This is a genomic window from Streptosporangium sp. NPDC020145 (assembly GCF_040631275.1).
Classification (GTDB): domain Bacteria; phylum Actinomycetota; class Actinomycetes; order Streptosporangiales; family Streptosporangiaceae; genus Streptosporangium.
Genome location: NZ_JBEXZT010000011.1, coordinates 183,892 through 203,159 on the forward strand (window position 1 = coordinate 183,892; position 19,268 = coordinate 203,159).

Below are 19,268 nucleotides of genomic sequence, written 5' to 3' on the forward strand. Positions count from 1 at the left end.
AAGGCATGAGCACCACGAGGACCGGCTACGCCGACCTGTTCCAGCAGGATCACACCCAGCCGCACTGGGCCTACCACTACGCGCGACGCCTGATCGACCGGCACGGCCCCGAGCGGCGGGTGGTGATCCAGACCAGCATGTCGCCGACGGGCTGGTTCCACGTCGGCAACTTCCGCGACACCGCCTGCGCCTACCTGGTGCACCGCGCGCTGGAACGGCTCGGGCGCAGGTCGTCGATCCTGCTCAGCTTCGACGACTACGACCCGGTGCGGCCGGCCCAGGCCGCGGCCCAGTCCGAGCTGGCCGGGTACGGGACGCGTCCGCTGGGCGCGGTGACCGAGCGCAGCAGGCGGATCTGCCGTCGCTACATCGACGAGCTGAAGCGGATGGGCATCTGTCCCGCCGAGGCCGACGCCGACGGCCGTACCCCGGCCGGTTCTCCCTGGCAGACCCACTACCAGTACGAACGTTACCTTTCCGGCACCTACGTGCCCCTGCAGCGCCGCTACCTGCGCGGCGCCAGGAAGCTCGCCAAGCTGCTGGACCAGGCCCCCGAGCACCTGTTCACGGTCTACTGCGAGCAGTGCGGCCGGGGCAGCACCCGTAACCTGCGGCTCGGCCACGACCGGGTGCGGTACGCCTGCGAGTCCTGCGGCGCGCTCGCCACCACCAGACGCGTCGAGCTGGTCAAGCCCTCCTGGGCGCTGGACTGGACGCTGCGGGTGACCCACGAGCGCATCGACTGCGAACCCGCCGGTCAGGACCACTGCAGCGCGGGCAGCACGATGGACCGCACCCAGCCGATCTACCGCGGTTACCTGCGCGCGCACCAGCCGGTGATCGTGCCGTACGGCCTCGTCCGCCAGGTCGGCGACCGGGGCAAGGTCTCCGGCTCCCGGGGCGGCGGCATGACGGTCGGCGACCTGCTGCGGGTGATGCCGCCCCGGCTCGTCCTGTTCCTGTACGGCAGGCCTAACTGCCTGTCCGACATGCGGCTCGGTCTCGACCGGGCTTCCTTCCTCGGCGCCTACGACGCCTACGACCGGTTCCTGGCCGAGGTGCGCGAGGGCGACCCGAAGGCCGTCGCGCTCCACGAGCTCATCGACGGAGACGGCGACACCGCCCCGCTGCCCCGGATGCGGGCCGTACTCGGGCTGCTGCACTCGCACAGCTACGACGCCGAGCGGGTCGTCGCCCTGACCGGGGGGACCCCGGAGGTGGCCGAGCGGGTCGGGCACGCCCTGGCCTGGCTGGCCGGGTACGGGCGGTGCTGGATCGACGAGGTCTCCGACGCCGAACCCGGCCCGCTCCTGGCCGGGGACGCGCTGCCGGAACGCTGGGACCGCGCCTCCTACCGGGACCTCTACCTGACGTTGTTCGGCACCGAGTCCGGTCCGCCGCTGCGGCGGCTCGACAGGACGTTCGGCCGGGACGCGGTCGTCGCCGCCGTCCACGCCTACCGTGACCGTGCCGAGCGCCCGCTGCGTGAGCGGGTGCTGGGCCGGCTCAGGCCAGGTGATCCCGGTGCGCGCTGAGATCATCGACCCCACGACCGAGCCGGTGCCCGCCGACTGGGAGATCTTCCGCAAGCAGGAGGGTCTGATCGCGGCCTGGCAGGCACGGGCGCTCACCGCGATCGCCTGGTGCTCGACCAGCCCGGTCTACCTGGGCGTCGTACGGCAGGGCGGCCAGGTGGTCTGCCTGTTCACCGGCTCGGCCGGCGGGCCGTCACGGCGGCGCGGGTACGCCGAGCCCGGCTCCATGCCGCCGGTCGGGTGGTTCGACTGCCACCTGCCGGTCGGGTTCACCGGCGGGTTCGCCTTCGCCGCCGACCTGTCCGTCGCGGAGCGGGCCGAGGCGGCGGCCGCGTTCGAGAAGGCGGTGCGCCGCAGGCTGGGCAGGCGCTGCCTGGGCGTGCTGTACCGGCAGGTCACCGCCGAGACGATGCCCGTGTTCGGCCGCCGGTTCCGGCCCAGGATCACCACGGCGCCCAACACGTTGCTGCGCAACCGCTGGGCGAGCCTGGACGACTACTTCGCCGACCTGCCGCGTGACCGGCGGCGCAGGCTGCTGCGGATCCACACCGAGGCGTCCGAACGGACCCGGGTGCTGCGGGGGACCTGCGGCATCGACGCCGCACGGGCCAGCGCGCTGGCCTGCGCCACCGTGCGCAAGCACAGCCCGTACGCCCCGCCCCTGCCCGTGCGCTACTTCGAGGCACTCGGCGGGGAGGAGGGGGTGCGTTACTTCGGGCACCTCGACGGGGACCGGCTGCTGTCCTTCGACCTGACCTTCGACGACGGCAGGCGGCTGGTCACCACGGTGAACGGCTCGCTCGACGTGCGGGACGGCGGACGGCGCGATCTCTACTTCGACCTGTACCTGCGGGAGATCGACTACATGATCTCGCACGGCCGTGAGGGCTGCGAGTTCGGCAAGGGCATGGCCGAGCTGAAACAGCAGTTCGGCAGCGAGCTCGTCCCCCAGTCCCTGGTGATCGCCGCCTGGTGACCCAGAGCGTTTCAGAGAGGAAGAACCATGGAGTTCCCCCAGGCGCTTGACGCGCACCTGACGGCGATCCGCTCCCGTGACCTGGACGGATACCTGGAGACCGTGCACCCGGACGCGACGGTGATCCTGCCGAACGGGACGTTCCTGCGGGGTAAGGACGCCGTCGCCGAGTTCCACACCTCGTGGTTCGGCGACCCCGACTGGTCGCTGCGGACCGAGACCGTCCGGATCTCGACGGCGGGTGAGTCGGCGTTCGCGCTGCTCTCCGTGGTCTACGACGACCTGGACCCCGAGGGCAAGCCGTACCAGAAGGAGTACTACCTGACGCTGTACTTCACGCTGGTCGAGGGCCGGTGGCTGCTCCTGCACGACCAGAACACCTTCTGCTGACATGTGGACTCGGGGGTTCTCGGAAAGGGCCTGGGAGCGGGGGTACCGGGAGACGGTGGCGCGGGCGTTCGCGGCCGTGCCGTACTACCGGGAGATGTGGGCCGTGGCGGGCGCGCGGCTCGACGAGCCCGAGGCGACGCCGGTGACGCGGCTCGACACGGTGCTCGACCGGCTGTATCCGCTGGACGCGCCGTACGTGCGGCGGCGGGAGGAGCCGCTGTGGGTCGGGGAGCCCGCCGAGCTGTTCGAGGCGCTCGAACTGACCGGTGCCCACCGGCGTGACCTGCCGCTGTTCGAGGTACGGACGTCCCTGCTGGACTGGGAGCGGATCGGTCCCGGCGGAGGGCGCTACCACGTCGTGCTCAGCGCGTCCGCCGAGGTCGCCGACCCGGAGCTCCGGCAGGGGCAGTTGCGGGCGCTGCGGGAGGCCCGTGATCCCGGGCTGCTCGCCGACGCCGCGCAGCTCACCGAACTGGACGGCGGGACGGCCGGGGCCCGGGTCTTCCTGCGCCGCGCTCCCGGCGAGGTCGCCGGGGACGACACGACTGAGGAGGTCGTGCACGACGAACGGCTCGGCTACCTGGGCGCACGGCACCGGGGCTGTGGCCGTACGCACCTGAACTGGCGGCGGGTCCACGCGCGGACCGGCGGGTCGGGGCCGCTGTTCACGATGACGCGGCGGCGCAGGCCGACGCTGGCGAACGTCACCCTGCCCGGCACCGCCCACCTCACCGTCGGCCGCTGCGCCGAGCACGGCACGCCGATCCTGGACGGGGGGTCGCGATGAGCAGGCTGCGCTCGACGATCAGTCTCGCGCCCGTCGCCTACAACCTGGCCATGATCCGCAGGCAGGAGCGCCTGCCCCACGCCGAGCAGCTGCGGATCCAGTCCCGGCTGCTGCGCGAGCTGGTACGGCACGCCCACGCCGACGTCCCGCACTACCGCAGGACGCTCACCGCCGCCCAGGTCGAGGGGGTGCGCACCGCCCACGACCTGGCCGGCCTGCCGACGCTCGACCGGATCACCCTGCACGACGCCCCCGCGCGGGACATGCTCGCGGCCGGTTTCACCACGGAGAACACCCGGGCCGCCACGACCAGCGGTTCCTCCGGCATCCCGATCACGATCCGCAACTCGGAACGCGACCTGGGGTACCTGCGGGCGACCTACCTGCAGGACATGCTGGCCAACGGGCTGCGCCCGACCGACCGCATCGCCTACTTCCGGGTCATGTCGTTCCTGCGGCACCCGCTGGAGCGGTTCGGCATCCTGCGCAACCACCACATTCGCACCGACCGGCCGCTGGACGAGCAGGTCGAGGCGTTCCTCGCGGCCAGGCCGACGTTCCTGATCGGCTTCCCCAACGTCATCGCCAGCATCGTGGACGAGCTGAAGCGGCGCGGTATCACCCACGAGGGCGTCAGGACCGTGCTGTTCGGCGGGGAGCGGCTCACCCCGACCGCCCGCGCCCACGTTCTCGACTACTTCGGCGCCTCCCACCGGGAGGTGTACGCCTCGGTCGAGGTCTTCACGATCGCCCGTACCTGCCCGGCGGGCAGCATGCACCTGCGCACCTCCGACCTGGTCGTCGAGGTCGAGCACGACGACGGGACCGTCTCCGTCGAGGACGGCGTCGGAGAGATCCTGGTGACCAGGCTGCGCAGCGAGGCGATGCCGCTGATCCGCTACCGGCTCGGTGACCGGGTGCGGATCTCCCCCAACGACTGCCCCTGCGGGGTCGCGACCACCCCGATCGTGCGGGAGGTCGTCGGCCGCAGTGAGGACCGCATCGTCGCCGCCGACGGCAGGCGTTACTACGGCGACTTCATCTCCACCGTCATCCAGGACTTCTCCCAGGTCGTCCGGCTGCAGATACTCCAGCCGCGACCGGGGGCGGTCGAGGTGCTGGTGATCCTGTCCGGGGACGCGCCCGACGACGTGACAGCCGCCATCGAGCGGGAGGTCCGGCGCAGAGCGCCCGGCCTGGACGTCACCGTACGGCGCACACATCGGATCACTCCAGAAGCCAACGGAAAGATCAAGCTTGTGAAGGTGCTCACTCCCACCGGAGAACGTGTGCCTTCCGGGGGTCCTGCCTCAGCGGAGGGCGGACCGTTACCACAGAAAGGTCGGATGTCAGATGTCGCTGAAGGAAACGATTGACCAGCGTCTCGCCGAACACCTGGAGACCACCTACACCGACGAGCACGCCGTGCGTAAGCTCTCGCAGCACTTCCGCCGTGAGGGTTACGTGAAGCTGCCCGAGCTGGTCTCCAAGGACCTGTTCCAGGAGGTCAGCACGGAGGTCCACCGGCTGCTCGACCTGCACGAGAAGCGGATCGACATCCAGCTCGCCGAGACGGGTAACTCCCCCCGTTACATGAGCACGATCAGCCAGCAGGCCATCGCCAAGGACAGCGAGCTCATCCCCGCCGTCTACGAGTCGCAGGCGCTGATGGGCTTCCTGTCCAGGATCGCGGCCCAGCCGGTTCTGCAGTGCCCGTGGGAGGAGGAGAAGTACATCGCCATCCGCCAGCACAAGCAGGGTGACACACACGGCTGGCACTGGGGTGACTTCAGCTTCACCGTGATCTGGATCATCGAGGCCCCGGAGGCCAAGTACGGCGGCCAGCTCCAGTGTGTCCCGCACACCGACTGGAACAAGCAGGACCCGCGCGTCGAGGAGTACCTCCAGGCCCACCCGATCAGGACCTGGGGACACGTCACCGGTGACCTGTACTTCCTGCGGTCCGACACCACGTTGCACCGCACCATCCCGCTGAACGCGGACAAGACCCGCATCATCCTCAACACCTGCTGGGGCAGTGAGTCCGACAGCAAGAAGGAAGCCACCCACGAGACCATGCACGCGATGTTCGACTGACCGATGGCCGACTCCGTGCGTTCGATGGACACACGGGTGAAGCGGGGGGCGGGCCGTGTCCCGCCCCCCGGCATCACCGCGATGGTCCCCTGCTACAACGAGATCGCCTGCGTCGATCGTGCCTACCGGGAGATCCGGGCCGAACTGTCGAGGTACGACGACGTCGAGCTGCTGTTCGTCGACGACGGCAGCACCGACGGCACGCTTGAGGCGATCAAGGGGTTCGCCGCCGAGGACCCCCAGGTGAAGTACATCTCCTTCGCCAGGAACTTCGGTCTTGAGGCGGCCTTCTCCGCGGGGTTCAAGTACGCCTCGAAACCGTGGACGGTCCAGTTCGACGCCGACCTGCAGTCGCCGCCGCACGAGATGCACCGTCTGGTGGACAAGGCGCTCGAAGGGTACGACGTGGTCTTCGCCGTACGCGAGAACCGGCAGGACCCGTGGCACCGGCGGCTCGGCACCTGGGCTCACCAGACGATCGCCAGGAAGTGGCTGGGCATCGAGCTGCCCCAGGGGGCGTCGGTGTTCCGGATCGTCCGCACGAGCGTGGCGCACAAGGTGGTGGACAGCAGGCTGTCCACGCCGTACTTCATCGCCACCGCGCCGTTGCTCGGCGCCCGCTACACCACGTTGCCCACCGCGCACCAGCCCCGCCTCGACGGCCAGGGCAAGTGGAATCTGCGCAAGCTGTTCTCGCACGCCGTCGAACTGTTCTTCGGGTTCTCGTTCCGGCCGCTGACCTGGCTGATCGGCCTGTCCGCGGCGGTGATGGCCATCGGTACGGCGGTGCTCGCGCTGGCACTCGCCGGGGGGCTCGGGGCCGTCGCGGTCGAACTGGCCGGGCTGACGGCCGTACTGGTCACCCTCGCCCTGCTGATGGTGATCGCGCGTTACCTCGTGCGGGTGATGCGGGTGCAGGCCATCGGCGTGCCCCGCTACCAGATCCGGGAGGCCAACATCCCGATCCGCGCGCAGGAAGCCCTCTACGGCTACGAGACACCCGACGTCAGCGGTCACTTCAGGGAACCAGAGGTCTGGGAGGACGCCAGTTGAGAAACCTCATCGTGCTCGGCGGGGGCGAGGACCAGATCCCCGCGTACCGGGAGGGCCGCAGGCTCGGCTACCGGGTGATCGGCGTCGACCAGCGCCCCGACGCGCTCGGCGCCGCCGAGGCCGACCACTTCCTCTGCATGACCAGCAGGGACCCCGAGGGCATCGCCCGCGCCCTGGGTCCGATCGAGGTCGCGGCCGTCATCTCCCCCGCCAGCGACGCCGCCCAGGAGTCGGTCGCCGAGCTGAGCCGCATCTACCGGACCGCGCACCAGGTCGCGCCGGACGCGCTGCGCTGCTCGGTCGACAAAGGCTTCTTCCGTGAGGTGGTCGCCCGGGTCGGGCTGCCCACCTACCGGCACGTCCAGCACGACGACGTGGACAGCCTCATGGCGGCGGCGGCCGAACTGGGCTACCCGCTGATCGTCAAGCCCGCCGACTCCTCCGGCAGCAAGGGGATCACCGTCCTCGACGACCCCGCCGACCTGCCGGGGGCGATCGAGCACGCCCGCAAGTACTCCTTCTCCCGGCAGGTGATCCTGGAGGAGCTGATCGAGGGCAGGCACGGCGCCGTCGAGTGCTTCCTCGCCGGGGGCGAGCTGGCGTTCATGGCGGTGACCGACCGGGTCATCACCGGGCCGCCCGCGATGATCAGCGTGGCGCACACCGTCCCGGCCGACCTCGACGAGGACGTCCACACGCGGCTGCGCGAGGCGGTCGTCGCGATCTGCGCCGAGGTCGGGCACCGGCAGGGGCCGGTCAACCTCGACTTCGTGCTCACCCCGACCGGCGACATCCACCTCATCGAGATGGGCGCCAGACTCGGCGGCAACGGCATGCCGCTGATGGTCAGGCACGCCTTCGGGCTGAACACCGTCGAGGCCGCCATCCGGCTGGCCCTCGGCGAGCCGCTGACGATCGACGTCACCGAGCACCGTACGGCGACGCTGCGGATCCTGGCGGCCGAGACCGACGGGACGCTCACCGCCGTCGAGGGACTCGACGCCCTGCGGCGGATGCCCGAGGTCGTCGAGGTGCAGGTGTTCAAGGCACCCGGCGACCACGTGAACGCCTACACGCAGGCGGGACACAAACTTGGCTACCTGGTGATGGTGGCCGACACGCGCGAGGCGCTCGACGAGGCCGTCGACCGGGCTCTGCGCACCCTCCGATTCGAGATCGAGCCTGACACGAGAGGTCAACGATGCTCCCCCGCAAGCCCCTCGGCTTCCTGATATTCGTCGCGCTGGCCGTCGCCGCCGCCGCCTTCGTCTGGTTCGGCCTGCCGCACGACCGGGAGGTGAAGTCACTCGGGCTGTTCCTGGTGAAGCTGCTGCCGTTCGTCTTCGCCACCGAGGCCCTGGCCAGGCTCGACGTGGAGTGGGCCAAGCGGCTCAAGCTCCCGCTGATCACGCTGCCGGTGGCGTTCCTGGTGTTCTTCCTCTACTTCGTGCCGAAGATCTTCTTCTACGGCGGTGTGGAGACCGGGACCAGGGAGTCCTTCTACGCGCTGTACTACCACGTGCTCACGCTGACCCCGCTGATCATCCTGACGATCACGCTGGCCAACCGGCTCGGCGGCGGCACCGCGGCCCTCACCCGCAGGCTCGCCTACGGCATGCTGCTGCTGATGCTGTCCGGCCTTGAGGACTTCGCCTTCCTCACGGTCAACGACCACACCGACCCGGCCTACGCCACCATCCCCGCCGTGTGGGACTGGGCCTCGCACATGACCGTGTTCATCGGCCACCCGCCGACCAGGAACGAGGCCTACGCCTTCATCATCGTGCACGTCATCCTGGCGCTGCTGGTGTTCTTCAGCCCCCAGCGCTGGTGGGACGCGCTGGCCAACCGGGTCAGGCCGCGCGGGACGCGGTCGGAGAGCGCGTAACGATGCTGGTCCGGGAGGCGGCATACATACCGCTCACCATCGCCCGGCAGTACGGCGGCGCGGCCGGGCTGCGCCGCCGTCAGCTCAACGGGCTCAACCGGATGCTCGACGTGGCCCGTACCCGGGTGCCCTACTACCGCGACGACCCCCGCTACGCCGGAGGACCGCTGCGGAGCCTGGCCGACCTGGCGCGCCTTCCGGTGCTGGACAAGCAGGTGCTCCGCGACGAGCCGCTCGAACGCATGCTCGCCGACGGCGTCGACCTGGACGACTGCCTGTCCTTCCAGACCAGCGGGAGCACCGGGCGCCGGGTCAGGATCGTGCACGACCAGGACAGCCACGACTACCACATGGCCGCCTGCGTGCGCCGGTTCCTGGCGACCGGCCGCTACCTGCCGACCGACCGGCTCAGCCACATCCGCCCGTTCGCGCCGCCGGCCCGCATGTTCGAGAGGTTCAACCTGTTCCGCAGGCACGTGATCCTCTCCAACCGGCCGATGCGGGAGATCAAGGCGGAACTGCTGGCCAACCGGCCCAAGGTGCTGATCGGCTACCCGGTCCACCTGCGGGCGCTGCTGCGGGCTCTCACCCCGGAGGAGATGGCCCGGCTGCGCCGTACGCTGCGGATCGTCATGACCGAGTCCGAACTGCTGCTGCCCGAACACCGGAAGCTGTTCCAGGAGCGGTTCGGCGCCCCGGTCTTCGACGAGTACTCGGCGTTCGAGGTGCTCAACGTCACCTACGACTGCCGTCACGGCCGCGCCCACCTGGGTGAGGACCGGGTGTACTGCGAGATCGCGGACGACGACGGCGCCGTGCTGCCCGACGGGGAGCCGGGCAACGTCGTCGTGACGGCCTTCCTCGAACGGGCCATGCCGCTGGTCCGCTACAGGCTGGGTGACATCGGGTTCATCTCCCCGGAGCGCTGCCCCTGCGGGCGTCGTTTCCGCACCCTGCGGCTGACCACGGGGCGCAGCAACGACTACGTCACGCTCCCCTCGGGGGAGAAGCTCTACCCGGACGCGTTCCTGCACCTGGCCGCCACCCATCCCGGGGTCAGCGAGTGCTTCGTGCACCAGGACACGACGGGCCTGGTGCGGGTGCACGTGGTCCCGGCGGACGAGGCGGGCGAGGAGGTGTACACGACCGTACGGCAGAAGCTGTTCGCCCTGGCCGGAGGGGAGTTCCCGCTTGAGGTCGTGCCCGCGGAGACCGTGCGGATCACCGTCGGGGGAAAGGGAAGGTTCGTCACCTCCGACTACGCCGCCCCCCTCACATGAGGCTGCCGGGAACTCCGAAGACACGGGCCCTGGTGATGCTGCTCGGCGGACGGGCGGCGTTCCGGGGCACCGTGCTGCTGTCCAACCTGGCGTTGCTGGCCGCCTGGGGGGCGAACGGGTACGCGGACTACGCCCAGGCCATGGGCAGCATGATGTTCCTGGCCCCGCTGGCCTCGATCGGCATCGAGAAGTGCGCGCTGAAGCTCATCCCGAGGCTGCGGCCGACCGTCGCCTCACTGCTGGTCGGCGTCTTCGTCACACTCTGCGCGCTGCTGCTGACCGTGGCGCTCACCGTGCTGGCGACCACGGTCGCCCTCGGCCACTCCGGCCACTGGGCGACCGCCGGGCTGGCCGGGCTGTACGCGATCTGCGTCGGCCTCACCCAGGTGATGGTCGGCCTGTCCAGGGCCCTCGGCAAGCCGAAACGGGACGTGGCCGCCCATCTGACGCTCTGCGTGGCGCTGGCCTGCTGGACGGTCGTGGTGGTCGTCCTCAAGGTCTCCCCGGTGACGTTCCTGACGTTGACCGTGGCCACGATGGCCACGGTCAACGTGGTGCTGCTGGTCATGCTGCGGCCCCGGTTCGACGGGCTGCGGCGCCGTACGCTCGTGCGGGCCGCGATGCGGACGTCACTGCTGATGGCGATCCCCGACCTGGTCGGCGGCCTGTCGATGAGCCTGCTGTTCGTGGCGCTCTCGGTGACCGGCGCGCGGGCCGAGAGCACCGGCCTCTACATGGCCTCCGTCGCCTCGGCCCTGTTGCTGAACGCCTTCTCCTACCTGCTGCGCGTCCTGCAGCCCGACGTCTCACGCTCCCTGAACCAGCGCGACCTGACCGCGACCTACGACCGGCTGTCGCGCTGGCTGCGGCTGCTGGTGCTGGCCGGGGTGGTGTACGTACCGGCCGTACTGGCGCTGGCGCTGGCGGTGCTGCGGCCGTACGGCGGGGCCGGGGTCGTCATCGTCTACGCGGCGTGCGTGCCGGTCATCTTCGCGGTCGGCAGCGCCAACTACGTGATGGAGAACGCCAGCGCCGGGGCCCTGGCCGCGACCTCGGCGGGGGCGGCCGTCTCGCTGGTCGCGGTCGGGGCGCTGGCCTTCTCGATCGTGCCGTGGGCGGGCGCGCTCGGCGCGGTGACCGTGCTGGCCTTCGGCGAACTCGTCCACGCCCTGGTCATCCTGCGCTGGCTGCGCACCCTGGACAAGCCCGCGTCTCACATCCTCATCGGTGAAAGGAAGTAGTCCCATGACCTACACCTCGCTCGTCACCGGGGGTGCCGGGTTCATCGGCTCCCACGTAGCGGCCGACCTGCTCCGCGCCGGTCACCGGGTCGTGGTGCTCGACGACCTGTCCGGCGGGACCGCCGGGAACGTCCCGGCCGGTGCCCACTTCCACCAGGGCGACATCTGCGACCCGGGCGTGGTCGACGCCCTGTTCGCCGAGTGGAGGTTCGACCACGTGTTCCACCTGGCGGCCTACGCCGCCGAGGGACTCAGCCACTTCATCAAGCGCTACAACTACACCAACAACGTGGTCGGCAGCGTCAACCTCATCAACGCGGCCGTCAACTCCGGCAACGTCCGCTGCTTCGTCTTCACCTCCTCCATCGCCGTGTACGGCCACGCCGAACCGCCGATGACCGAGGACCTGATCCCCTCCCCGGTCGACCCGTACGGCATCGCCAAATACGCCGTCGAGCAGGAACTGAAGGTCAGCCACGAGATGTTCGGCCTGCCGTACATCATCTTCCGCCCGCACAACGTGTACGGCGAGCGGCAGAACATCGGCGACCGCTACCGCAATGTCATCGGCATCTTCATGAACCAGATCCTGCGCGGCGAGGAGTGCGTCATCTTCGGCGACGGCGAGCAGACCAGGGCCTTCAGCCACATCGACGACGTGGCGCCGCCCATCGCCCGTTCGATCGAGAACCCCCGGGCCTACGGGCAGACCTTCAACATCGGGGGCGACACGCCGTACACCGTCAACGAGCTGGCCGAGGCGGTCGCCGCGGCGATGGGCGTCGAGGCGCGTGTGCGGCACGTCGAGGCCAGGCACGAGGTCGTGCACGCCTTCTCCTCGCACGACAGGGCCCGCGAGATCCTCGGCGTCGGCGCCGGCTCCGTCCCCCTGTCGGAAGGCCTCGCCCAGATGGCCGCCTGGGCCAAGAAACACGGCCCCCAGGAGCCCTCGATCTTCTCCGGCATAGAGGTGTCCAAGAACATGCCCCCGTCCTGGCAGTCCGTCGTCACCTCCGACTGACCCTCCTTCCCCCCGAAGCGCCACCTCCGCGTGGCGCTTCGGCGTTTCTCCGGCGACGCGCCCGGGTGATGCTTCGGGGAAATCCCCTCACCGGCGCCCCCATGCGTGCGGTAAACACGGCTCAAAAATTGTCCGCAATATCCACTTATGTGTTGGTTTATGCCTACCGTGGGCACCATGGCCCGCATGGAAAGAAAGCTGCAGGTTTTCGCCGTGGCGGCGACCGCGGCGTCCGTGCTGACCGGCCCGGCGGCACCCGGCTCCGGGACCGCCCCCACGCCCGAGGCGAAGATCGTCGCCACGGGCCTGAAGGATCCGTACGAGCTGGTCATGGGCCCCGACGGTTACCTGTGGCTCACGGAGAAGAGCGGGCTGAAGGTCAAGCGGGTCAAACCGAACACCGGCGCGGTGAGCACCGTACTGGACCTGTCCGGCCAGGCGGTCCACACCCCGACGAGCAAGGACGGACTGCTCGGACTGGCCCTACATCCCGACTTCGGCGGGGGAAAGGGCACCGACTACGTGTACCTGTCCTACACCTACAGGGGCAAGGACGGGAACAACACCAAGCTCACCCGCTACACCTGGGCCGACGGCAGACTGACCGGCGCCCGTGACATCCTCACCGGGCTTCCCTCCAGCGTCGATCACCAGTCCGCCCGCCTGCGGTACGGGCCGGACGGCATGCTCTACTACACGATCGGCGACCAGGGCAACAACTACGACACGCGTCACTGCCTGCCCAACCACGCGCAGACCCTGCCCACCAGTGATCAGGTCGCCGGCCGGAACTGGACGGCCTACCAGGGCAAAGTGCTGCGGATGACGCCCGACGGCTCGATCCCCGGCGACAACCCCGTGATCGACGGGGTGCGCAGTCACGTCTACGCCTACGGCTTCCGTAATCCCGACGGGATGGTCTTCAAGGGCGGACGGCTGTTCGTGGCCGACCAGGGGCCGAGCACCGACGACGAACTCAACGAGATCAAGGCGGGAAAGAACTACGGCTGGCCCTACATCGCCGGATACAAGGACGACCAGGCTTACGTCTACGGTGACTGGGCCAAGGCGCCCGACTGCGCCAAGCTGCCCTACGACCCCAACAAGATCCCTCCGCAGGTGCCGCAGACCAAGGAGAGCGCCTTCACCCAAGCCGCCCAGAGCCCGCTGACGACGTACGGCACAACCGTCAGGAACGGCCACGACTTCGGCCTCACACCGCCGTGCACCGAGGAGAAACTCGCCTACATGTGCTGGCCCACCCTGGCGCCCTCAAGCGCGGAGGTCGCGGGCGACGACCTGGTGGTCACCATGCTCAAGGAAGGCATCGTCCACCGGGTCTCGGACAAGGGCACGACCAAGGACAAACGGTATCGGACCATCAATCGCTACCGCGACACGGCCATCAGTCCCGATGGCGGAACCCTCTACATCGCCGTCGACTCCGCCGGAGTGACCAGGGACCCGCGCGGAGCGCCCACCACTCACCTGGCCGACCCCGGCGCGATCCTGGCGGTGCCGTACCAGCCCTGACCGGCGCCGGGCCGTGACCTCACGGACGTCGGCCGGAACACGACAAGGAGGAGATCATGAACGAGCGGAACGAGCCCGCGGAGGTTCGCCGGGAACCGGCACACGACCACGACGGGCAAGCCACCTGGCACAGACCCTCCTACCGCGTCATCGAGGCGTCCATGGAGGTGTCGGCCTACTTCCTGGCCGACCGATAAGCCGTCGCCCGCAGACCGGCCGGGCGTCGAGGTGACCGCCGAGGGAACGGTGATCGAGCTGTGCGGGACTTCGAGGCCGAGTTGCGGGCCGTGGTCAGGAGCCGCTACCACGACCTGCACCCCTTCAACCAGCGCATGCACACGGGGCTGCTGTCCCGGCGGGAGTTACGCGGGTGGATACTCAACCGTTTCCACTACCAACGGCACCTGCCGATCAAGGACGCGCTCATCCTGGCCAAGCTGGACCACCCCGACCTGCGCCGCCTGTGGATCCGCCGCATCGTCGACCAGGACGGCGCCTCCGACGGGGAGGGCGGCCTTGAGCGCTGGCTCCGCCTGGGCGAGGCGGCCGGGTGCGGCCGGGAGGAGATGTGGTCCGGCCGGGCGGTCCTGCCGGGGGTCCGGCTGGCCGTGGACGGATACGTGAACCTCTGCCGGCACGGCAGCGCACTGGAGGCCGTGGCGGCCTCCCTCACAGAGCTCCTCGCCCCGGACCTGATGAGGACCCGGATCGCCGCGTTCGAGAAGCACTACCCGTGGATCGGCTCCGACGGGTTGCGGTACTTCCAGGTCCGCGTCGACCAGGGGCGCGAGGACGGCGAACAGGCGCTGCCGCTGGTGTTGTCCTGGGCCCGCGGCCCCACCGAACGGCAGGCGGCGATCAGAGCGCTGGAATACAAGTGCGAGGTGCTGTGGACGCTTCTGAACGCGGTCGAGCGGGCCTACCGATGACCTGGCGTCCGTCGCTGAGCCCGGGTGCGCTGCTACGACACTGCCCGGTACGGCAGGCGGACCTGCTGATCGTGCCCGAACGGATCGTGGTGCTCAACGCCGAGGCGGCCGCCATCGTAGGGCTGTGCGACGGGCGCAACACCGTCGAGGAGATCGCCGCGCGATTCCCCCGCGAGGTCTTCGCCGACGTCACGGAGTTCCTCCGGGACGTACGCGCCCAGGGATGGATCCGGTGAACGGGCCATGGGCCATGCTGGCCGAGGTGACCCACGGCTGCCCGCTGCGCTGCCCGTACTGCTCCAACCCCACCTCCCTGGTGACGAGGTCGGCGGAGCTGGACACCGCCACCTGGGTCCGGGTCTTCGACGAGGCCGCCGCGCTGGGCGTGGTCCACGCCCACCTGTCCGGAGGGGAACCACTGCTCCGTGGCGACCTGGCCGAGATCGCCGCGGCGGCGGCCTCGGCGGGTGTCTACACCCAGCTCGTCACCAGCGGTGTCGGCCTCACCCGGGAGCGGCTGGCCGAACTCGTGCGGGCCGGGGTGCGCGGTGTCCAGCTGTCCACGCAGGCCGCCGACGCGGCGGCCTCCGACCGCGTCGCCGGCCGCCCGTCCTTCGCGGAAAAGCGTCGGGCGGCGGCGCTGATCGTGGAGGCCGATCTGCCACTGGGCCTCAACGTCGTGCTGCACCGGCACAATCTGGACGCCATCGACCAGATCGTGGAGCTGGGCATCGCCTGGGGGGCGCAGCGCGTCGAGCTGGCCAACGTCCAGTTCTACGGCTGGGGCCTGGTCAACCGGCGCGCCCTGATGCCCACGCGAGCCCAGCTCGCCACGGCGAGGGAGAAGGTGGAGCGATGGCGCCGCCGCAGTGACCTTGAGCTGATCTGGGTGGTTCCCGACTACTTCGACGGCACCGCCAAACCCTGCATGGGCGGCTGGGGGACGCTCTCCCTGACCGTCGCACCGGATGGGCGCGCGCTGCCGTGTCCAGCCGCCTACTCCCTCCCCCTACGGCCGCCCAACGTGCGCGAGCACAGCCTGGAGTGGATATGGCGGGAGTCGGAGGCGTTCAACGCCTACCGCGGCACCTCCTGGATGTCCGAACCGTGCTCCGGCTGCCCCCTCAGGCACCGGGATTTCGGAGGCTGCCGCTGCCAGGCGTTCGCCCTGACCGGCGACGCGGGCCGTACCGACCCGGCCTGCTCCCTCTCGCCCGATCACCACATCGTCAGCGACCTCACCACGGACCAGGACGACACGTTCGTCTACCGCTCCCACTCCCGCCGCGCCCGCTGAAACAGCGGCCTCGCCGACCGCCGAACCCGCGAGGCGGCCGATCGGCACGGCGGCACGAGGTCGTCCCTCCCGGCGGCCCGTCGCCACCCCCGCATGGCGCTTCGGCGTTTCTCCAGTTCGGAGAAACGCGACACCGGCAAGGGCCCGGCCGCCGCCGTCCGTGTCCGACCGGAGCGGATGACCCCTGCGCAGGTGCCTGGCGCAAAGTTTGACAAACCTTCCCAAAACCTAATTTAACTATTCAAACTCTGCGATTTCCGTAGGGGCTCTCCTTGGCGGGTTTCCGAGGCTCTTCGGAAAGCAAGTTCTGAGCGGATCCCACCTCTATCCGGAAACAATGCAGATAGCTCACGCTCTCGATGAGCGTCCGATAAAGTGACGCCCAAGGGCAGCTCTTGATCCTCTGAAGACAGCCCTGTTCCCCGGTGCCAGGGATGAGCCCTTCTGCGCGGAACCACTGGCTCGACTCCCCACACACGCGGGGAAGGAACGGCCGTTCGGGCTCGGCCCGGACGACCGCCCACAACCAACAAAAGCCGAAAAAGCAAGTGGCCCTCGCTGCAACGAGGGCCACTCCGCTCCCGCTTGTGTTGGCCAAAGGACGCGACATCCCGCAGACACAGAAAAGAAGCATCTTGAGTCTAGACAACTCGACGGGCCCGAATGACCCGTTGCACGCGCGGACGGCGCTCACCTTGGCCGCTGCGACCGTCATGGCCGCCTGCACCGCCATTTCCTCGTGGTCCATGGTCGACCACGCCCTCGGCGAAACCGACGGACCACTCGCCCCGCTCGTAGCAGGAGGAACAGCCTTCATGAAGTCGATCGACTGGCTCCGCCGCAATTTCCGGTGAGAGTCATCCCGACCTCCCTGGCCCCTTGGGCGAAGGCGGCCAAGGAAGGTCACCACCCTCTTATCTGTCACGCCCTCGACACCGCCGCCGTCGCCGAACGGCTGATCGAGCCCCTCATCGGGCCTCGGTGCCGCAGTGAACTGCGCGCGGCCTTCGAACCGCTCGGAGAGCCGGACACGTGGATCGCCCTGTTGTGCGGCCTTCATGATCTTGGGAAGTTCAGTCCCACCTTCCAGGGGCTCAATGTCGAACTCGCTCTGGAGAGGTTCAACGAGTCCACCGCGGCGGACTTGAAAGAATCCACTGCGGCGGACCTGAAAGCGGTGCGGAAGCGGTCCGGACTGGGCGGGCGCATCGACACCCCGCACGGTCTCGTGACGGCCATGCACATGAAGGACCTCCTGCTCCGCTGGGACGCCTCCATGGACACGGCCGAGACGATCGCCGTCGCCCTCGGTGGACACCACGGCCACTTCCCCAACGGCGCCGCCCTGCGACAGGCACGGCAGGAGGTCAACAACCACGGAGGCCAGACCTGGGAGGGATGGCGTGACGCCTTCGTCCGTGAGGTCGCCGCGGCCCGTGGCCTGCCGGATCCCGCCGGACTGCCGTGGTGGGATGTGCACGTGAGTACGGCGGCGGCGGTCGGGCTCGCCGCCCTGACCACGGTCAGCGACTGGATCGCCTCCGACACCCGCGGCTTCGCCTACGCCGACCCTTCCGACCCGATGACCTACGCAGAGGAGGCCGACCGGCAGGCGGCCGCCGCCGTCGAGGCGCTCGAACTCCGCCCCTGGTCTCCTTCCGCCTCGTTCACCGCGTTGTTCCCGAAGAAGTCGCCACGACCGGTGCAGGCCGTCGTCGAACGACTCACCGCCGACTGCCATGAGCCCAGCCTGGTCATCGTGGAGGCTCCCACCGGTGAGGGAAAGTCCAAGGCCGCCCTCCAGGCCGCCGCGGCCCTCATCGGCAACCTGGACCTGACGGGTGCCTACGTCGCGATGCCGACCCAGGCGACGAGCAACCAGATGCACAGGGAACTGGAAGAGCTCCTGGAGAACCTGGGGGATGACCGGACCAGGGCACGGCTGATCCATTCCAACGCGGGTGAGTATCTGGCCGAGCTGAACCTCACCCCCACCGACGTCGGCCGAGATGACCCGGAGGATTCCGATGTCCAGGCCAAGGAGTGGTTCACCCGTAAGAAGAGCTTGCTGACCCCGCTCGGGGTCGGCACGGTTGACCAGGCGTTGAAGGCCGCCATCCGATCAGGGCATTTCTTCGTACGGCTGACCGCCCTGGCCGGGAAGGTCGTGGTGATCGACGAGGTTCACGCCTACGACGTCTACATGTCCACGCTGCTGGACCGGCTGCTCGCGTGGCTCGGGCGGCTGGGGACGTCGGTGGTGATGCTGTCGGCCACCCTGCCTTCAGAGCGGAGGAGTGAACTGGTCGCGGCTTGGCAGTCAGGTCTGCTGCGCTGCCTGCCCAGGGAGACACCCGGGTTGGAACCGTTCACCGAGTATCCCCGGGTGACGCTGGCGGGGACGGGCAAGCCCGTGGTCGAAGCGGCGGGCCTGTCCGAACTGAACGCCCGACGCAGGCTCCGGTTGACGCACGTCGGAGACGACGACGTGGTCGACTGGGCGCTCGGCCAGGTGACGGACGGCGGCTGTGTGACCGTCATGCACAACCTGGTCCGCAGAGCCGTCGCCACCCACGCGGCTCTTGAGGAGCGGATCGCCAAACTCCCTCCGGAGGAACGTCCCCGGCTGCTCACGATCAACGGCCGGTTGCCTGCGGGCGCGCGCCACGCGGTTGAGACCGAGCTCAAGGCCGCGGTGGGGAAGGACGGGAAACGGCCTCCGAGAATGATCGTGGTCAGTACCAGCGTTCTGGAACAGGGGTTGGACCTTGATTTCGACGCCATGCTGACCGACCTGGCGCCGATCGACAACCTCATCCAGCGGGCCGGACGGGTGCACCGTTTCAGCACGGATCCCTCACGCGGCGAGGCCGTACTGGCGATCACCGGTGTGGACGACACCGACGAGGGACCGCGTTTTCCGCGCTACCTCCACACGGTCTACGCGCCGATGACACTGATGCGCACCTGGGCACTGCTGCGGGAGCGGACCACACTGGACATGTCCGCCGAGGTGTCCTCGCTGGTCGACGCCGTGTACGGCCCGGCGGAGGCGATCGTCTGTCCCACCGGATGGGAGGACTCCTGGCAGGTCGAGGCCGAGAAGCTGGCCGTCCAGTGGAGAAAGAGCGAGCACGACGCCCGGCTGATGTATCTCCCGCACCCCACCACGGTCACCCATCTCGGTGAACTGACCACTCACGGCAAGAGCACACGTCAGACGCGGAAGAGGTGAGACCAC

18 protein-coding genes are annotated in these 19,268 nt (G+C 69.3%); all 18 read left to right on the plus strand.

The window, feature by feature from the left end:
- The first annotated feature begins 5 nt into the window (after nt 1–5).
- Nucleotides 6–1,535 (plus strand): hypothetical protein, encoded by a 1,530-nt coding sequence (locus ABZ463_RS21880; protein ID WP_362778401.1) that lies wholly within the window; start codon nt 6–8, stop codon nt 1,533–1,535.
- Nucleotides 1,525–2,511, plus strand: a complete 987-nt coding sequence (locus tag ABZ463_RS21885) for a hypothetical protein (protein WP_362778404.1) — start codon at nt 1,525–1,527, stop codon at nt 2,509–2,511. The genes ABZ463_RS21880 and ABZ463_RS21885 overlap by 11 nt, the downstream gene beginning before the upstream one ends.
- A gap of 27 nt (nt 2,512–2,538) precedes the next feature.
- Entirely contained in the window at nt 2,539–2,901 is a 363-nt protein-coding gene (locus ABZ463_RS21890) for an SgcJ/EcaC family oxidoreductase (RefSeq protein WP_352014357.1), read from the plus strand.
- Nucleotide 2,902: 1 nt separating this feature from the next.
- Nucleotides 2,903–3,688 (plus strand): hypothetical protein, encoded by a 786-nt coding sequence (locus ABZ463_RS21895; protein ID WP_362778407.1) that lies wholly within the window; start codon nt 2,903–2,905, stop codon nt 3,686–3,688.
- Nucleotides 3,685–5,064 (plus strand): hypothetical protein, encoded by a 1,380-nt coding sequence (locus ABZ463_RS21900; protein ID WP_362778409.1) that lies wholly within the window; start codon nt 3,685–3,687, stop codon nt 5,062–5,064. The genes ABZ463_RS21895 and ABZ463_RS21900 overlap by 4 nt, the downstream gene beginning before the upstream one ends.
- The gene (locus tag ABZ463_RS21905; RefSeq protein WP_352014360.1) at nt 5,042–5,785 is read left to right on the plus strand and encodes a hypothetical protein; all 744 of its coding nucleotides are present in this window, start codon (nt 5,042–5,044) and stop codon (nt 5,783–5,785) included. The genes ABZ463_RS21900 and ABZ463_RS21905 overlap by 23 nt, the downstream gene beginning before the upstream one ends.
- A gap of 24 nt (nt 5,786–5,809) precedes the next feature.
- Nucleotides 5,810–6,838: a glycosyltransferase family 2 protein gene (locus tag ABZ463_RS21910; RefSeq protein WP_362778411.1), complete on the plus strand. Its 1,029-nt coding sequence runs from the start codon at nt 5,810–5,812 to the stop codon at nt 6,836–6,838.
- The gene (locus ABZ463_RS21915) at nt 6,835–8,070 is read left to right on the plus strand and encodes an ATP-grasp domain-containing protein (protein ID WP_352014362.1); all 1,236 of its coding nucleotides are present in this window, start codon (nt 6,835–6,837) and stop codon (nt 8,068–8,070) included. Before ABZ463_RS21910 ends, ABZ463_RS21915 begins: the two co-directional genes overlap by 4 nt.
- Entirely contained in the window at nt 8,040–8,726 is a 687-nt protein-coding gene (locus tag ABZ463_RS21920) for a hypothetical protein (protein ID WP_352014363.1), read from the plus strand. The genes ABZ463_RS21915 and ABZ463_RS21920 overlap by 31 nt, the downstream gene beginning before the upstream one ends.
- Nucleotides 8,727–8,728: 2 nt before the next feature.
- Entirely contained in the window at nt 8,729–10,006 is a 1,278-nt protein-coding gene (locus tag ABZ463_RS21925; protein ID WP_362778414.1) for an AMP-binding protein, read from the plus strand.
- Complete coding sequence (locus tag ABZ463_RS21930) at nt 10,003–11,247, plus strand: hypothetical protein (protein WP_362778417.1); 1,245 nt, start codon at nt 10,003–10,005, stop codon at nt 11,245–11,247. The genes ABZ463_RS21925 and ABZ463_RS21930 overlap by 4 nt, the downstream gene beginning before the upstream one ends.
- 4 nt (nt 11,248–11,251) lie before the next feature.
- Complete coding sequence (locus ABZ463_RS21935; RefSeq protein ID WP_362778421.1) at nt 11,252–12,268, plus strand: NAD-dependent epimerase/dehydratase family protein; 1,017 nt, start codon at nt 11,252–11,254, stop codon at nt 12,266–12,268.
- Between the two features lie 186 nt (nt 12,269–12,454).
- Nucleotides 12,455–13,801 (plus strand): glucose/sorbosone family PQQ-dependent dehydrogenase, encoded by a 1,347-nt coding sequence (locus tag ABZ463_RS21940; protein WP_352014367.1) that lies wholly within the window; start codon nt 12,455–12,457, stop codon nt 13,799–13,801.
- A gap of 56 nt (nt 13,802–13,857) precedes the next feature.
- Complete coding sequence (pqqA, locus tag ABZ463_RS21945) at nt 13,858–13,998, plus strand: pyrroloquinoline quinone precursor peptide PqqA (RefSeq protein ID WP_352014368.1); 141 nt, start codon at nt 13,858–13,860, stop codon at nt 13,996–13,998.
- Between the two features lie 60 nt (nt 13,999–14,058).
- Entirely contained in the window at nt 14,059–14,730 is a 672-nt protein-coding gene (gene pqqC, locus ABZ463_RS21950) for a pyrroloquinoline-quinone synthase PqqC (RefSeq protein ID WP_352014369.1), read from the plus strand.
- Nucleotides 14,727–14,966, plus strand: a complete 240-nt coding sequence (pqqD, locus tag ABZ463_RS21955) for a pyrroloquinoline quinone biosynthesis peptide chaperone PqqD (protein ID WP_352014370.1) — start codon at nt 14,727–14,729, stop codon at nt 14,964–14,966. The genes pqqC and pqqD overlap by 4 nt, the downstream gene beginning before the upstream one ends.
- Nucleotides 14,963–16,027 (plus strand): pyrroloquinoline quinone biosynthesis protein PqqE, encoded by a 1,065-nt coding sequence (gene pqqE / locus ABZ463_RS21960; protein ID WP_362778426.1) that lies wholly within the window; start codon nt 14,963–14,965, stop codon nt 16,025–16,027. Before pqqD ends, pqqE begins: the two co-directional genes overlap by 4 nt.
- Before the next feature lie 850 nt (nt 16,028–16,877).
- The gene (cas3, locus tag ABZ463_RS21965) at nt 16,878–19,262 is read left to right on the plus strand and encodes a CRISPR-associated helicase Cas3' (RefSeq protein WP_362778429.1); all 2,385 of its coding nucleotides are present in this window, start codon (nt 16,878–16,880) and stop codon (nt 19,260–19,262) included.
- The last annotated feature ends 6 nt before the right edge of the window (nt 19,263–19,268 follow it).

Excerpts from the sequence above, each read along its gene's own strand:
- ABZ463_RS21880 (WP_362778401.1), top strand. The coding sequence starts at position 6 with ATGAGCACCACGAGGACCGGCTACGCCGACCTGTTCCAGCAGGATCAC.
- ABZ463_RS21890 (WP_352014357.1), top strand. The coding sequence starts at position 2,539 with ATGGAGTTCCCCCAGGCGCTTGACGCGCACCTGACGGCGATCCGCTCC.
- ABZ463_RS21895 (WP_362778407.1), top strand. The coding sequence starts at position 2,903 with ATGTGGACTCGGGGGTTCTCGGAAAGGGCCTGGGAGCGGGGGTACCGG.
- ABZ463_RS21900 (WP_362778409.1), top strand. The coding sequence starts at position 3,685 with ATGAGCAGGCTGCGCTCGACGATCAGTCTCGCGCCCGTCGCCTACAAC.
- ABZ463_RS21905 (WP_352014360.1), top strand. The coding sequence starts at position 5,042 with ATGTCGCTGAAGGAAACGATTGACCAGCGTCTCGCCGAACACCTGGAG.
- ABZ463_RS21910 (WP_362778411.1), top strand. The coding sequence starts at position 5,810 with ATGGACACACGGGTGAAGCGGGGGGCGGGCCGTGTCCCGCCCCCCGGC.
- ABZ463_RS21920 (WP_352014363.1), top strand. The coding sequence starts at position 8,040 with ATGCTCCCCCGCAAGCCCCTCGGCTTCCTGATATTCGTCGCGCTGGCC.
- ABZ463_RS21925 (WP_362778414.1), top strand. The coding sequence starts at position 8,729 with ATGCTGGTCCGGGAGGCGGCATACATACCGCTCACCATCGCCCGGCAG.
- ABZ463_RS21930 (WP_362778417.1), top strand. The coding sequence starts at position 10,003 with ATGAGGCTGCCGGGAACTCCGAAGACACGGGCCCTGGTGATGCTGCTC.
- ABZ463_RS21935 (WP_362778421.1), top strand. The coding sequence starts at position 11,252 with ATGACCTACACCTCGCTCGTCACCGGGGGTGCCGGGTTCATCGGCTCC.
- ABZ463_RS21940 (WP_352014367.1), top strand. The coding sequence starts at position 12,455 with ATGGAAAGAAAGCTGCAGGTTTTCGCCGTGGCGGCGACCGCGGCGTCC.
- pqqA (WP_352014368.1), top strand. The coding sequence starts at position 13,858 with ATGAACGAGCGGAACGAGCCCGCGGAGGTTCGCCGGGAACCGGCACAC.
- pqqD (WP_352014370.1), top strand. The coding sequence starts at position 14,727 with ATGACCTGGCGTCCGTCGCTGAGCCCGGGTGCGCTGCTACGACACTGC.